The organism is Neisseria sp. P0006.S009 (assembly GCF_051962915.1).
Classification (GTDB): Bacteria; Pseudomonadota; Gammaproteobacteria; order Burkholderiales; family Neisseriaceae; genus Neisseria; species Neisseria subflava_E.
On record NZ_JBQCUV010000001.1, the window covers coordinates 392760 to 407247 of the forward strand.

The 14488-nt window shown below is 50.0% G+C and carries 13 protein-coding genes; 8 read left to right on the forward strand and 5 right to left on the reverse strand.

Annotated features, from left to right (window positions below; genetic code table 11):
- Positions 1 to 14: 14 nt before the first annotated feature.
- Together ACTHTK_RS01865 and ACTHTK_RS01870 are read right to left on the reverse strand one after the other, a co-directional pair.
- Positions 15 to 2216 carry a FepA family TonB-dependent siderophore receptor gene (locus ACTHTK_RS01865; protein WP_107723410.1) on the reverse strand — a complete coding sequence of 734 codons (2202 nt, stop codon included), beginning with the start codon at positions 2214 to 2216 and terminating at the stop codon, positions 15 to 17.
- Positions 2217 to 2447: 231 nt separating this feature from the next.
- Entirely contained in the window at positions 2448 to 2666 is a 219-nt protein-coding gene (locus ACTHTK_RS01870) for a YdcH family protein (RefSeq protein ID WP_003746288.1), read from the reverse strand.
- A 222-nt stretch (positions 2667 to 2888) separates the two neighbouring features.
- Between ACTHTK_RS01870 and ACTHTK_RS01875 the strand changes: the two genes are divergently transcribed.
- Both ACTHTK_RS01875 and glyA read left to right on the forward strand, forming a co-directional pair.
- Positions 2889 to 3263: a hypothetical protein gene (locus tag ACTHTK_RS01875; protein ID WP_107723411.1), complete on the forward strand. Its 375-nt coding sequence runs from the start codon at positions 2889 to 2891 to the stop codon at positions 3261 to 3263.
- Positions 3264 to 3396: 133 nt separating this feature from the next.
- Positions 3397 to 4647 carry a serine hydroxymethyltransferase gene (gene glyA, locus ACTHTK_RS01880; protein ID WP_107723412.1) on the forward strand — a complete coding sequence of 417 codons (1251 nt, stop codon included), beginning with the start codon at positions 3397 to 3399 and terminating at the stop codon, positions 4645 to 4647.
- 71 nt (positions 4648 to 4718) lie between these two features.
- Here glyA and ACTHTK_RS01885 read toward each other — a convergent pair whose 3' ends face one another.
- Together ACTHTK_RS01885 and yddG are read right to left on the reverse strand one after the other, a co-directional pair.
- The gene (locus tag ACTHTK_RS01885) at positions 4719 to 6029 is read right to left on the reverse strand and encodes a sulfate adenylyltransferase subunit 1 (protein ID WP_440378282.1); all 1311 of its coding nucleotides are present in this window, start codon (positions 6027 to 6029) and stop codon (positions 4719 to 4721) included.
- 129 nt (positions 6030 to 6158) lie between these two features.
- The gene (yddG, locus tag ACTHTK_RS01890; protein ID WP_234394582.1) at positions 6159 to 7073 is read right to left on the reverse strand and encodes an aromatic amino acid DMT transporter YddG; all 915 of its coding nucleotides are present in this window, start codon (positions 7071 to 7073) and stop codon (positions 6159 to 6161) included.
- Between the two features lie 179 nt (positions 7074 to 7252).
- On the opposite strand from yddG, the gene ACTHTK_RS01895 reads away from it, so the two are divergent.
- The 6 genes from ACTHTK_RS01895 (at position 7253) to ACTHTK_RS01920 (ending at position 12525) form a co-directional block, all read left to right on the forward strand.
- Positions 7253 to 7678: a MarR family winged helix-turn-helix transcriptional regulator gene (locus ACTHTK_RS01895; RefSeq protein WP_107723415.1), complete on the forward strand. Its 426-nt coding sequence runs from the start codon at positions 7253 to 7255 to the stop codon at positions 7676 to 7678.
- An 11-nt stretch (positions 7679 to 7689) separates the two neighbouring features.
- Positions 7690 to 8559: an ABC transporter six-transmembrane domain-containing protein gene (locus ACTHTK_RS01900; RefSeq protein WP_107723416.1), complete on the forward strand. Its 870-nt coding sequence runs from the start codon at positions 7690 to 7692 to the stop codon at positions 8557 to 8559.
- Positions 8560 to 8586: 27 nt separating this feature from the next.
- Positions 8587 to 8910, forward strand: a complete 324-nt coding sequence (locus tag ACTHTK_RS01905; RefSeq protein ID WP_107723417.1) for a DMT family transporter — start codon at positions 8587 to 8589, stop codon at positions 8908 to 8910.
- Positions 8911 to 9100: 190 nt separating this feature from the next.
- Complete coding sequence (locus ACTHTK_RS01910; protein WP_107723418.1) at positions 9101 to 10891, forward strand: assimilatory sulfite reductase (NADPH) flavoprotein subunit; 1791 nt, start codon at positions 9101 to 9103, stop codon at positions 10889 to 10891.
- Between the two features lie 449 nt (positions 10892 to 11340).
- Positions 11341 to 11847, forward strand: coding sequence for a hypothetical protein (locus ACTHTK_RS01915; protein ID WP_003685697.1), 507 nt, complete (start codon positions 11341 to 11343; stop codon positions 11845 to 11847).
- 90 nt (positions 11848 to 11937) lie between these two features.
- A complete protein-coding gene (locus ACTHTK_RS01920) occupies positions 11938 to 12525 on the forward strand; it encodes a hypothetical protein (RefSeq protein WP_070608717.1) in 588 nt (195 codons plus the stop codon).
- 127 nt (positions 12526 to 12652) lie between these two features.
- Here the strand turns inward: ACTHTK_RS01920 and cysI are convergent, their stop codons facing one another.
- Positions 12653 to 14410: an assimilatory sulfite reductase (NADPH) hemoprotein subunit gene (gene cysI, locus ACTHTK_RS01925; RefSeq protein ID WP_070625725.1), complete on the reverse strand. Its 1758-nt coding sequence runs from the start codon at positions 14408 to 14410 to the stop codon at positions 12653 to 12655.
- Positions 14411 to 14488: the final 78 nt, after the last annotated feature.

Below are 14488 nucleotides of genomic sequence, written 5' to 3' on the forward strand. Positions count from 1 at the left end.
TAATACGCTTCTACTTAAAACGATACTTTCAAACTGCCGTAGAAGGCACGGCCATGCTCGTTGTACGTTTGTGCGCCGGCAGTTGTACGGTACAGTTTTTTGTCAAACAGATTGCTGATACCGCCACGGACGGCCACGCGTTTGTTCCAGTTGTAGCCTGCATTGATGCCCCAAATGCCGTAAGAGCCGACTTGCGTTTGGTTATGTTCGGAAGACAACGCTGCCACGCCTGCACGCGGATTGCCGTTTTGCTCCAAACGGTTGACTGCCACGCCGCGCGGCTTGGTGCGGCCGTAGTGGGTAAAGGTCAGGTTGGCATCGAAGCGTTCGTTCGGTGTCCAAGACAGTGTGCTGTTGATGGTGTGTTTCGGCACCAAAGACAATGGATTGCCTTGATAATCTTCGGATTTGTGCATGTAAGTGAAATTGTTGCTCCACTTGAGTGTGTCATGCAACGGAATCACCAAGTTGCCTTCGATACCCGAAATAGTCGCTTTCGGCGTATTTTCCCATTGCAAAAGCCAGTTGCCGATATTGCTGGTGGCAATAAGCTGGTCGCCAATCACGATTTTATTGCGGTACGCATTATGGAAATAAGTCGCGGAAGCCTGCCAGCCGTTTTTGTTGAACTCAAGACCAATCTCTTTATTGATGCTGGTTTCAGGTTTCAAATTGCCATTGCCCATGTAGTAGCAGCGGACACTGTTCGGCGCATTAAGCGGACAGCCCTGACCGCGTGTGTACAGGATAAAGTCAGGATTGGTTTGATACAAATTTGGCGCTTTGTACGCACGGGCAATACCGCCTTTGACCAACCAGTTTTCTCCGATTTGATGCGAGAAGTTCAAAGCCGGACTCCAGTTGCTGCCGCTGTCGCTGTTGTGGTCGAAGCGGATGGCGGGAATCAGATGGGTTTTGTCGGTCAACGAAATATTGTCTTCAACGTAGGCCGCCCAGTTGCGTTGCGAAGCCTTACCGCCGCGTGTTGCGGAGATACCGTTAAACGCATCGGTTTTGCCTTGGTCTTTAAATCCCTGAGTATTGGAAGCAGGATCGTCCAACTTACTGTCAGTAAATTCCGCACCGACCGTCAATACATTATCAACACCAAGTTTGAACGGAATATTCGCTTCGCTGCTGAAACGCAGGTTTTTCAGACGGCTTTGAACAAAATCCAAGCCTGTATAGCTGCCTTCCGGACCGCCGGCCAAACCTTCAGGCAAGTGGCTGTTGACTGTGCGCTCATAACTGATCACGTTTTTGGTATCACCCCATTCCCATGCGCCATCATGAGTAAGCGAGAAAGCAGAACGATATAAGCGTGCGGTTTCGGCTTTGCTGTCGGCCAAAGAATTAACCAAAGCGGAACGCGGATTGCTGTTTTGCGTATCGCCGTTGTAGATATTGCCCTGACGGCTGTAGCTGCTGTCCAAAATCAGCGTTTGCGCTGGGCTGATTTTCCATTGCAGACGGCCTGCGATGTCTTTATTGCGTACGCCTTCGACACCGGCCGCGCTGTCATTACCGTGTCCGGCATTAATATCAGCAGCATCTGCATCCGTTTTATTCAAATTGCCGTAAATGCGGAAGCCCAAAGTATCTTGAATAATCGGGCCGCTCAAATTGAAGCCGATACGGCGGGTTGCGCCTTCTTTGCTGTCTTGCGGTTGATTGGCGTAAAGATTGACCTGGCCTTTAAATTCTTTAGACACTTTTTTGGTAACAATATTGACCACGCCGCCCATCGCGCCGGAGCCGTAACGCGTTGCCGCCGGACCGCGTAAAACAGTGATGGATTCGATTTCTTCAACCGGCACCCAGTTGCTATCGCCGCGCGTATTGCGTTCACCGCGCATACTGATACGCTCGGATTGGCGCGAGTTTACAGGCTTGCCGTCAATCAAAATCAATGTGTTTTCAGGGCCCATACCGCGCAAGTCAATTTGGCGTTTGTTGCCGCGCTGACCCGTCGCTGTATTGCCGGTCAGGTTGACGCCCGGCATGGTGCGGACAAATTCGGAAATATCGTTGACGGCAGGACGCTTGTCGATGTCGTCTTTCGAAATACGCGATACGCCCAGCGACTGTTGCAGTTGCTTCTCGGCAGTAACGTAAACGGTATCGACTTCAGCCTGTTCAACTGCTTTCTCTTCAGCTGCGTGTGAGAATGCACTAATTAACGCCAAAGGCAAAATGGCGAGTGTGAATGTTTTCATTGCATCGTTTCTCTTGGTTTTGTTTGTTTAAAATCAAAATAAAAATTATTTGAGATTTTAAATAAACTTAACAGAGTTTTCAATGCAATTAAGAGTGATTTACAATTAAAAGTTAAATTGTGCTAATAGAAATAACAAAATACCAAACAAGTAAAAAGGCCGTCTGAAACAGTATGAAACGAAATCCGAGATTCCTATCATACCGTTCAGACGGCCTTATTCAATTTTTAATTATTTGCCTGCTGCTTTTTGCAAAAGGGCATACAATTCGTCTTTGAGTTTGAGTTTGGCTTTTTTCAGCTCTTCAATCTCTTCAGCACCGCTGGTTACCACGTTATTCACCAAACCGGTAATTTTATCGTCCAGCTCGTTGTGCTCCTCAAACAAACGAGCAAAGTGTGCATCCTCTTGTTTCAGTTTAGAAATCAGATCGCGATATTCTGGAAACATTTTGTTTTCCTCTCTTGTTAATTAAATAAAAAAGTACTGCTGTCAAAAACCAGGACGAATCAATCTTTAGCTTCATTATAACAAACACGGGCGTTTTATCCAGTCTTTTTTAAGTCGAAACTGTTTTACATCAAAATTAATAATATCAACATAAGTTAGCGCCAAAAATAGAAAGAAACGGCTTTATAGACGGCTTGCCGACTTGGGCATACAATCGGGCCTATGCGTTTACACAATGGCCGAACCACCCTATTCCGTCATATCAACGGCATGGACGGACAATTTATCCTGCTTGAGAACCATCCTTCATGGATGCCGGTCAATGATGCCGATTTCAACCATGCCGCACCCCTGTCCGACGGTTTGGCCGTGCACCAAGAATCGTTTTATCCATTTGAAAAAATAAATGCCGCCGAATCGGCAGACAATATCAAAATCTTCAGCGAAGAAGCCCTACGGCTGGAGAAAGAACGATTAAATGCAGTAGCCTTAGTAGAACTGGCAAAAAATCTTAAAGCCGCCCAAGCCGAAGCCGACTTAGCCGCGCTTCTGGAAAAAATGGATTTTCATTTAAAACAAGATGATATTTTCAAATAAACCCTTCAATCTCAGGCCGTCTGAAACCAAACACCCGACACAATTGTTGACAATGCAAGAAAAATAGTTCATCTTGAACCAATTCGCAGCACTCCATCCTATATTTTCAGCCCATCACAAAGGAATCGAGAACATGTTTTCAAAAAGCGTTACCCTCGCACAATATGACCCCGATTTGGCAGCAGCCATCGCCCAAGAAGACAAGCGCCAGCAAGACCATGTCGAGCTGATCGCCTCTGAAAACTACGTCAGCTGCGCCGTAATGGAAGCCCAAGGTTCGCAATTGACCAACAAATACGCTGAAGGCTATCCTGGCAAACGCTACTACGGTGGCTGCGAATATGTTGATATTGTTGAACAATTAGCGATTGATCGCGTAAAAGAACTGTTTGGCGCCGCCTATGCCAACGTTCAACCGCACTCCGGCTCCCAAGCCAACCAAGCCGTGTACGCTTCTGTTTTGAAACCGGGCGACACCATTTTGGGCATGTCTCTGGCACACGGCGGCCACTTGACCCACGGCGCAAGCGTCAACATCTCCGGCAAACTCTACAACGCCATTACTTATGGTTTGGATGAAAACGAAGTTCTCGATTATGCTGAAGTAGAACGCTTGGCTCTTGAACATAAACCTAAAATGATTGTGGCCGGTGCATCTGCCTACGCGTTGCAAATCGACTGGGCAAAATTCCGCGAAATCGCCGATAAAGTCGGCGCATACCTCTTTGTCGATATGGCGCACTACGCCGGTCTGATTGCCGGTGGCGAATATCCTAACCCCGTGCCATTCTGCGACTTCGTGACCACCACCACCCACAAAACCCTGCGCGGCCCTCGCGGCGGTGTGATTTTGTGCCGTGACAATACCCACGAAAAAGCGCTGAACTCTTCCATCTTCCCAAGCCTGCAAGGTGGTCCGTTGATGCACGTTATTGCTGCCAAAGCCGTGGCGTTTAAAGAAGCGCTTCAACCTGAGTTCAAACAATACGCAAAACAAGTGAAAATCAATGCTGCCGCTATGGCGGAAGAGTTGGTTAAACGCGGTTTGCGCATCGTTTCCGGCCGTACTGAAAGCCACGTTTTCCTCGTTGACCTGCAACCGATGAAAATCACCGGCAAAGCCGCCGAAGCCGCTTTGGGCAAAGCTCACATCACCGTCAACAAAAACGCCATCCCGAACGATCCGGAAAAACCATTCGTTACCTCCGGCATCCGCATCGGCTCCGCCGCCATGACTACACGCGGCTTTAACGAAGCCGACGCGCGCGTATTGGCAAACTTGGTTGCCGACGTATTGGCCAACCCTGAAGACGAAGCCAACCTCGCCAAAGTCCGCGAACAAGTGACTGCTTTGTGCGATAAATATCCGGTTTACGGCGCATAAACATTTCGCCTTGGATAAAATAACAGGCCGTCTGAAACTTCAGACGGCCTTTTTTTATTTCAACTTTTCTTTTAAATTTCAAAACTGTTTGTTTCGCTGACTTTGCGTATCATGCCTGCCGCGACAGTATGGTTGGTGGCTTCGTCAATCAAAATAAACGCGCCTTGGGCATGGTTGTCCTCGTATGCGGCAGCGGCAAGAGGCTGTTGGGTTTTGAAACTGACGCTGCCGATGTCGTTGAGCTTGAGCGTTTCGGCGGATTCGACGCGGCTGAGGGTGTTCACGTCCCAAACATAGGCAATTTCGCTGATTTTTACGGGCGTGGTTTGGGTAGTGTGTTTCAGCAAATATTTGCGGCGCAGATTGAGCGGAATATCGTCAAACCAGCAAAGCGCGGCTTGAAATTGTTGTTCGGGAACAATGGCGCTGTCGGCTGAAACAATGCTGTTGCCGCGTGAAATATCGATGTCGGTATCCAAAACGACAGTCAACACTTCCCCTGCCTCGGCAGATTCGGTTTTACCGTTTGCATTATAGATTTCGGCAACTTTGGCAACATGGCCGCTGGGCAGGACTTTGACTTCATCGCCCACTTTCAGACGGCCCGCTTCCAATCTGCCTTGATAGCCGCGGAAGTCGTCACTGCTGCTGCCGTCTTGGCGCGCCACGCGTTGTACGGGAAAATGCGCGGCTTGGTCGGCGGCATTTTGACGGTTGACGGGCAGGCTTTCAAGCAAAGGCAAAAGCGGTAAACCTTGATACCACGGGGTTTGACTGCTTGCATTGACGATATTGTCGCCTTTCAAGGCGCTGATGGGCAGGAAGTGGATTTGTGCTTGGAGGCCGATTTGTTCTGCCAGTTTTCGATAGGCTTCGGTAATGGCTTGATATTTGGCTTCGTCAAAGTCGAGCAGGTCGAGTTTGTTGACGGTGACGATGATATTGGGGCAGCCCAAGAGCTTCAAAATCGCGCTGTGGCGTTTGGTCTGCGGCAGGAGAACGGGCTCGCTGCCTGAAAAATCGACGCGTGTGGCATCTACCAAAATAATGGCGGCATCGGCAGTCGATGCGCCGGTAACCATATTACGCGTGTATTGCTCATGTCCCGGTGTATCGGCAATGATGAATTTGCGTTTGGGTGTAGCGAAATAACGGTAGGCGACGTCAATGGTAATGCCTTGTTCGCGCTCGGCGGCAAGACCGTCTGTCAGGCTGGCAAAATCAGGCGTTTCGCCGTTTTCAGCGGCACGGTTGAGCTTGTCAATTTGATCGGTCAGCAAGGTTTTGCTGTCGTAGAGCAGGCGGCCGATGAGGGTGGATTTGCCATCATCGACACTGCCGGCCGTAATGAAGCGTAAAAGCGGAGCGGAAGCTGCGGTCATGATTCTTTCCCATTTCTCGTGATTTCTCAAACTGACTGCTACTTTAAACAGGCCGTCTGAAAATGGGAAAGAATGTTTGGTTGTTAAAAAAGCTGTTTTCGTTATATCGCAAAGCTATGGGATATTGCCTCACGCTATCCGTTTTCTCCGGGTCGCCAACCAACACACAATCGATCCTAAGCACACCATTCCCGCACCCTGCCAAAACGTCATGGACAAAGGCGCGCTAATCAAAAATGATGACACTACCGCAGACAATACCGGAATGAAATAAGATGCGCCTGCCAATACAGTCAGATTACCGCGCGAAATACCGATATTCCACACTGCATAGCCCAAGCCCATACAAGACGCGGCGGCAACGGCATAGCCGAGCGATACAGAATCAAAACTCAACGTATCCGCGCCGCTGAGAAAATACTCTATCCACAACAGTATCGACACCAGCGCAAAGAAGAAGCCGACGCTGCTGCCTTCCGCTTTCACGCGCGCCGTCAGCGTACAATATGCCGCCCAAAACACTGCGTCCGCAAATGCCATGATGTAGCCGCCGGGATTGGTGCGGACATTGTGGTAAATACCGGAAACCGACAAGCCGACATCGCCGCCCAATACAGTGGCAATCCCTAAAAACGACAGCACAAAGCCGATGACTATCCACCATTTTGACGGCTGTTTGTTGAAATATACCGCTCCGACGATGGTAAACGTCGGCCACAAATAATTGACCATGCCGATTTCCACCGCCTGTCTCGCGTTTTGCGCAAAACCGACCGAGAGCGACAAACACAGTTCGCAGCCGACAAAAAACACGCTCGCCCAAAACAGATAGCTGCGGTTGTAATTGCGCAAATGCGGCCGGCCGAAAATCAGCCAAATCAATACGGTAGACAGGGTGTACATCATTGCCGCGCCGCCCACTGCCCCCATATGCAGGCTCAAAGAGCGTATCAGAGAAATGACAAAGCTCCACAAAGCAACGGCAAGCAGCCCGATGGCAGTAGCTTGTTTGGAGGAGATGTTTTGAGATAAGAAATGAATCATGGCGTATGTGTTGAAGATGTTATTAGGTTTATTGTAGTTTGAATATATCGTTTCTACATTAATTATTTTAACGGTTTCAAGGCCGTCTGAAAATGATTGTTTCAGACGGCCTTCTATTTACAATTAGTCCTAAACATGACTATAATCCGCATCCAATTAGTCAATATTGAGACCAATTTATGAATCAGCTCGATCAACTCGGTATGCGCATCAGCCACATAGACAGCGCATTTGACCAATGGATTAAACAGCAAAACACCAACTACAACACCTTAGCCGTGCTATACACCTTAGCCACCGAAGGCAGCCGCACTCAAAAATACATAGGCGAAGAATGGAGCCTGCCCAAGCAAACCGTTTCCGGCACATGCAAAACGCTGGCGGAACAAGGCTTGCTGACATTTCAAGAAAGCGAACAAGACAAACGCGAACGCTTATTGTCGCTGACCGAGCAAGGCAAGGAATCTGCCGCACCATTGATGCAAAACATGCAGGAATTCAGCAAACGAATTTTTACCGCCTTCGGTGAAAAACGTGCAGCCCGACTGTTTGCCGATTTGGACGCGTTGGCCGAATTAATGGCGCAAACCCTCAATACTAAATAAGGAGGGCAACCATGTGGAAAATGTTGAAACACATCGGTCAAACACACCGCCGCAAACTCATCACAACCTTCTCTCTCGTCGGCTTGGATAATCTGCTCTTGCTGATATATCCCGTATTTGGCGGCTGGGCGATTAATGCCGTTATGGAAGGCAACGTCTGGCAGGCAATGTTGTATGGTGTGGTGGTTTTATTAATGTGGATAATCGGCGCCGCCCGAAGGATAGCCGATACGCGCACATTTACCAAAATCTATACTGAAATAGCCATCCCGGTCGTTTTGGAACAGCGCAAACGAGAAGTACCGCATTCCGCCATTACCGCACGCGTCGCTCTATCGCGTGAGTTTGTCAGTTTCTTTGAAGAACACCTGCCCATCGCTGCTACTTCGCTGGTCTCCATCTTCGGTGCATGTATGATGTTGCTGATACTGGAATTTTGGGTGGGTGTATTGGCTGTCGCGATACTTGCCCTGTTTTTATGGTTGCTGCCGCGTTTTGCCGCCATCAGCGAAAATCTATATTTCCGTTTAAACAACCGGCTTGAACGCGACAACTACCTTATCCGCGACGGCAACGAGCATCAGCTCTACCGCCACTATGGCTGGGTTGCCAAACTACGCGTGCTGATTTCCAACCGCGAAGCCTTAGGCTATCTCAGTATCGGCATGGCAATGAGCGTATTGTTCGGCTTCGCCTTTATACACATGACGCTTAAAGGCTATGGCAGCGCCGGCCATATCTATTCCGTCAGCACTTATTTATGGATGTTTGCAATGAGCTTGGACGATGTACCGCGCTTGGTCGAACAATACTCCAATCTAAAAGATATCGGACAACGCGTTGAACTCTTGGAAGAAAACAATCTTTCCAAGGCCGTCTGAAACCTTAACACACTATCAGGATATATTATGAGTTGGTTTTATTTAATCTTAGCCGGTATGCTGGAAATCGGCTGGCCATTAGGCTTGAAGCTGGCACAACAGGAAGGCTACCGCTGGCATGGCTTTGCCGCCGCGCTTGCCTGCATCATCGGCAGCGGATACTTCCTTTACCTTGCCCAAAAAAGTATTCCGATGGGTACAGCCTACGCCGTCTGGACAGGCATAGGCGCGGCGGGGGCTTTTTTGGTAGGCGTTGTATTTTTCAACGATGCTGCCAACTTCGGCCGCTGGCTTGGCGCATTTCTCATCATCTCCGGCGTCGTAGTGATGAAACTCTCCAGCGGAAACTGAAAATCTCGTTTCTATCCAATCCAAGGCCGTCTGAACGAGCATGTTCAGACGGCCTAATACCTTCCCGAATATAACGAAATCATCTTAAATTAAAACCAAGCATTCTTTCCTTTTTTCAGACGGCCTGTTTAAAGTGGCGATTGTCCATTATTCAAACAATCGGTTATAGCCGTCCAACAAAGGAATCCAAATGAGCCAAGCCAATCCGCTTCCACCCGAACTCTCCGTCCAACTCTCCACCCTATCCCCCACCCAACTTGCCTGGCTCTCTGGCTATTGCTGGGCGCAAAGCCAAGGCGTATCCGGAGCAGCAGCCGAACCATCTGCCCTGCAAACAGCCGCCTCGACAGTCAGCCGCCGCGTATTAGTCCTCTCCGCCTCACAAACCGGCAATGCCCGTAGCGTTGCCGAATCCTTACACACCAAACTTCAAGCCGCCGGCGTAGAAGCCCGCCTCAACAGCGCAAGCGATTTCAAAAGCAAAACCCTGCCCGACGAAGACATCGTGCTTTTGGTTACCTCCACCCAAGGCGAAGGCGAACCGCCCGAAGAAGCCCTGCCCCTGTACAAATTCATCTACGGCAAAAAGAAACCTGATCTCAGCAAACTCACCTTTGCCGTCTTGGGCCTTGGCGACTCCTCCTATCCCAACTTCTGCCAAGCAGGCAAAGACTTTGATGCCAAATTTGCCGAACTGGGCGCAGGCCGTCTGAACGACTTGGGCATTTGCGACTTAGAATTCCAAGCCGATGTCGACACATGGATTGCCGCCGTCGTACCCAAAGTAGCCGAATTGACCGCCCAAGCAGCAAGCCCAAGTCCAACCGCTACACCAAACGGCTCGGCAACACCAAGCAGCGGCACAGTCTACACCAAAGAAAAACCCTACACAGCCACCCTATCCGTGCGCCAAAAAATCACATCGCGCGACGCAGAAAAAGACGTCGAACACATCGAAATCGACCTCAGCGGCTCAGGTTTGCATTATCAGGCAGGCGACGCGCTCGGCGTATGGCCGCTTAATGCCGCCGACCTCGTTCAAGAAATCCTCGACCTCAACCAACTGACCGGCAGCGAAACCGTCCAACTTTCAGACGGCCGCGAAACCGACATCCGCACCGCCCTGACCGAATCCGCAGACATCACCCAAAACACACCCGCCTTCGTCCAACAATACGCCGAATTAACAAACAACAAAGAACTCAAAACCATAGCCACAGATAAAGCCCAACTGGATGCCTACCTCGCCACCACACCGCCCGTAGGCGTATTTGCCGCCTATCCGCACCCACTGGACGCACAAACCCTATACAGCCTCTTCCGCCCACAAACCCCGCGACTCTATTCCATCGCCTCCGCACAAGACGAAGTCGGCGAAGAAGTCCACCTCACCATCGGCGTCGTCCGTTTCGACCACCACGACCACACCTACACCGGCGCAGCATCCGGCTACTTGGGCGAACGCCTCGAAGAAGGCAGCGAAGTCCGCGTCTTTGTCGAACCCAACCCCAACTTCCACCTGCCACAAAACGGCGATACACCCATCATCATGATCGGCGCAGGCACAGGCGTCGCCCCCTTCCGCTCCTTTATGCAACAACGCGCCGCCAATGGTGACAGCGGCAAAAACTGGCTCTTCTTCGGCAACCAACGCCTGGCTGACGACTTCCTCTACCAACTCGAATGGAGCGAATGGCGCAAAGACGGCCTCCTCACCCGCGCCGACCTCGCATGGAGCCGGCAAGGCGAACACAAGGTCTACGTCCAACACAAAATCGCCGAACGCGCCGCCGAAGTTTGGGACTGGCTGCAACAAGGCGCACACATCTACGTCTGCGGCGACGCCGCACGCATGGCACGCGATGTCGAAAACGCCCTGATCGAAGTCATCGAAACCCAAGGCAAACTCAGCCGTGACGAAGCCGAAGACTATCTCAACGACCTGCGCGAAGACAAACGCTACCAACGCGACATTTATTGATTGGATAAACAAAAATAAAGGCCGTCTGAAATTCAGTTTTCAGACGGCCTTTTTAAAGAGCCTGCTCGGATTGTTATCAATTCACCCGGTTTTGCATTATAATTGTGCAAATTTGACTCACTCGAAAGAAAATAAATTGGAAGGATTACAACAACTTGTAGATTTATTGGTGGGTTTTGTCGATTGGATATTGAAATTACTGGCATTCTTGTTTTAAACTACGTTCCATTCTTTTATACATTAAAGACGTATTTTCATCATGCAAACCGCGCAACGCTCTGCTACTTTCTTCTATTGGTACCACACAAACGTGCGGTACTTTTTTGCGCTTGTCTAAAACAGACCAAATTGAAAATACGCAAATTAGAGCCGCCTCATTTGAGCGGCTTTTTTTATACCCACCATGGCCGCTTAAATCCACCCATTTTTAAGAAATAAGGAATACAGCCATGACTGCCTCAACTAAAATCCACAGCCAAACACAAATGTTACACACCTGCCGCATGGTCGTTGACAGCAACAGCCACCACAGCATGCTCAACATGCACACTTTGCCTGATTCGCCTGACAGCCTCATCAGCGAAGCCCTGATTCCGCAAGTACGCACCATCGCGACCTTGATTGCCGCAGAGCGCCACGACTTCAATCAAAGCAGCCCCAACGTTTTTACTGATGAAGCGGATTTCTTCGCAGCGCGTATTTTGGTTTTGGGCGTACGCCGTTTCCATTTGGACATTACCCTGCTGCCTATGCTCAAAACCGCCAACAAACGCGCCGAAGCTTTCGCCAAACGCCATCACATGCCCTTCTCTCCCGCTGAAATGCAAATGTCCCTGCACACCCGCCGCCCTGCCAACCTGCTGATTATCGAAACCGAACACGAAATGCCTGCGCTGGGCAATCTGGCTGCCAACAGCCGTGCATTTGCAGCGCAACTTTCCAATATTATTTTGTAAAACCACTTGAAAAACAGGGAAATGGTTTAATATTAGGCAGACACACTCCGCCGAAATCTCGGCAAAGACAAACTTCTCTCAGGAAAAATAATGAAAAAACTGATTGCCTTAGCCGCCCTTTCCACTTTTGCCCTCGCTGCCTGCAAAGACAATACCCAAGCGCAGCTTGAGCAGCAGCAAAAACAAATCGAAGCATTGCAACAACAGTTGGCACAACAAAACGGCCAACAAGAAGACAATACGGTTTACCAGCTCACGCCTGAAGCCGTGAAAGACACCATTCCTGCCGAGGCACAAGCCAACGGCAACAACGGCCAACCGGTAACCGGTACAGACGGCCAACAATACATCTACGACCAATCCACCGGCAGCTGGCTGCTGCAAAGCTTGGTGGGCACGGCAGCCGGTGCATTTATCGGCAACGCATTGGCCAACAAATTCACACAGGCACGCAATCAAAACAGCCCGATTGCCCGTCAAGCCCGTGCCAACTATTATCAAACCGCACGTCCAAACGGACGCACCAGCCAACAGCTGAATACGCGTACCCTGCGTGCCCAACAGCAAAATGCGCAACAACAAAACGCTCAACAGCAACAGCGTTACCGCGAAACCGCGCGTCAGCCTTCCAACTACCGCCGCCCAAGTATGGGTCGGGGCTTTGGCCGCCGTCGCTGATTCGGTTTATATTCCATCTTTGATATAAATACGCACAATATAAAAGGCCGTCTGAAAATATGATTTTCAGACGGCCTTTGGTTTTCTCTATTTTCTTATTGTAGACTTGCGGATCTGTTTGTATGCGTTATGCCCAGAAGTCTCGCGGAGCGTCCAATACAGGTTTGACGATGCCGGTACGGATTGCGAAATCGCCAAAACCTTCATCATCCAAACGGTTTCGAGACCAATCTGCCACCCAGCCTTCGACAATTTCAAGGATTTCAGGTTCGGTAATGTTTTCTTTAAACAGGCGCGGAATGCGTGTGCCTTCACGGTTGCCGCCTGCGTAAAGGTTGTAGCGGCCGACCGCTTTGCCGACCAAACCGATTTCTGCCAGCATGGCGCGGCCGCAACCGTTGGGGCAACCGGTTACGCGCAAAACGATGTATTCGTCTTCCAAACCATATTTGGCGAACATTTCGTCAATTTTATCGGAGAATGTTGGTAGGAAACGCTCAGCCTCCGCCATCGCCAGCGGACAGGTCGGCAAGGCAACGCAGGCCATCGAGTTCTCACGCTGGATGGTAATCGATTTGCTGATAAGGCCATGGTCTTTGGCGATTTTATCAATCGTGTCTTTCAATTCGGGCGGTACATTGGCAACCACCAGATTTTGGTTTGCCGTCAGACGGAAGTCGCCGGGATGGATTTTGGCAATTTCGCGGATGCCTGTTTTCAACGGTCTGCCGGGATAATCGAGCAGGCGGCCGTTTTCAATAAACAAAGTCAAATGCCAGTTGCCTTCATGCCCTTGTACCCAGCCGATGTGGTCGCCGCGGTGGGTAAACTCGTAAGGGCGGATGGGTTCAAACTTAATGCCCATGCGCCTTTCGACTTCTTCTTTGAACACATCCACGCCCACGCGTTGCAGCGTATAGCGTGTACGGGCAGCTTTGCGGTCGCTGCGGTTGCCCCAGTCGCGCTGGGTGCTAACGACAGCTTCGGCAGCATTGAGGGTGTATTCAAGCGGAACGAAACCAAATTCGTAAGAAGTGTTCGGATAAGTTTTGGTATTACCGTGTTCGCTGGATAAACCGCCTCCGACCAATACATTGAAACCCACTAACTTGCCGTTTTCTGCAATCGCCACAAAACCCAAGTCATTGGAATGAATGTCCACATCGTTATCGGGCGGGATCACGACGGCAGTTTTAAATTTGCGCGGCAAATAGGTTTTACCCAAAATCGGCTCTACGTCGTCGGCAATTTCTTTATTGCGCGGCTCGGTCGGCTCGGTCGTGAACACTTTTTCACCGTCCAGCCATACATCGGCATATGCCATGGTGCGCGGCAGAAGGTGCATACTGATGCGCGCCGCCCATTCATAGGCTTCTTGATGTAAAGTGCTTTGCACAGGATTGCTGGTACACAACACATTGCGGTTGACATCGCTGGCTGTGGCAATGGAATCCAAACCAAGTTTGTGCAATGCCTGATGTGCCTGTTTTAAATCGGTTTTCAGAATGCCGTGGTATTGGAAGGTTTGACGGTTGGTCAGGCGGATAGAGCCGTAAATCGTATTTTCACCGGCAAATTTGTCGATACCCAGCCACTGCTTCGGCGTAATGATGCCGCCGGGCAAACGGCAACGCAACATCATGTTTTTTAAGGGTTCAAGTTTTTGTTCGGTACGCTCGGCACGAATATCACGGTTGTCCTGTTCGTACATACCGTGGAAGCGGATAAGCTGAAAGTTGTCGGCAGTAAAGCCACCGGTAAAATCGTCTTTCAACTCTTCTTTAATCGTACCGTGCAGATAATCGCTGCGCTCTTTCAAGGCTTCGTTGCCGGACAAAGGTGTCTCAGGCAGCTTGGCTCGTGGGTCGGTTGTGGTAGCAGTCATTGAAGCACTCCTTATTTTTGGTATAGGCGTTACTTTAATGAAGCCGTCTGAAAATGAGAAAGAATGGTTTGTTTGTTT

Bases quoted from the DNA above. Each gene is read 5' to 3' on its own strand.
- cysI (WP_070625725.1), bottom strand. From the start codon at position 14,410: ATGACTGCTACCACAACCGACCCACGAGCCAAGCTGCCTGAGACACCT.
- ACTHTK_RS01910 (WP_107723418.1), top strand. From the start codon at position 9,101: ATGAGCCAAGCCAATCCGCTTCCACCCGAACTCTCCGTCCAACTCTCC.
- ACTHTK_RS01875 (WP_107723411.1), top strand. From the start codon at position 2,889: ATGCGTTTACACAATGGCCGAACCACCCTATTCCGTCATATCAACGGC.
- ACTHTK_RS01895 (WP_107723415.1), top strand. From the start codon at position 7,253: ATGAATCAGCTCGATCAACTCGGTATGCGCATCAGCCACATAGACAGC.
- ACTHTK_RS01905 (WP_107723417.1), top strand. From the start codon at position 8,587: ATGAGTTGGTTTTATTTAATCTTAGCCGGTATGCTGGAAATCGGCTGG.
- ACTHTK_RS01870 (WP_003746288.1), bottom strand. From the start codon at position 2,666: ATGTTTCCAGAATATCGCGATCTGATTTCTAAACTGAAACAAGAGGAT.
- ACTHTK_RS01865 (WP_107723410.1), bottom strand. From the start codon at position 2,216: ATGAAAACATTCACACTCGCCATTTTGCCTTTGGCGTTAATTAGTGCA.
- ACTHTK_RS01915 (WP_003685697.1), top strand. From the start codon at position 11,341: ATGACTGCCTCAACTAAAATCCACAGCCAAACACAAATGTTACACACC.
- ACTHTK_RS01920 (WP_070608717.1), top strand. From the start codon at position 11,938: ATGAAAAAACTGATTGCCTTAGCCGCCCTTTCCACTTTTGCCCTCGCT.
- yddG (WP_234394582.1), bottom strand. From the start codon at position 7,073: ATGATTCATTTCTTATCTCAAAACATCTCCTCCAAACAAGCTACTGCC.
- glyA (WP_107723412.1), top strand. From the start codon at position 3,397: ATGTTTTCAAAAAGCGTTACCCTCGCACAATATGACCCCGATTTGGCA.
- ACTHTK_RS01900 (WP_107723416.1), top strand. From the start codon at position 7,690: ATGTGGAAAATGTTGAAACACATCGGTCAAACACACCGCCGCAAACTC.
- ACTHTK_RS01885 (WP_440378282.1), bottom strand. From the start codon at position 6,029: ATGACCGCAGCTTCCGCTCCGCTTTTACGCTTCATTACGGCCGGCAGT.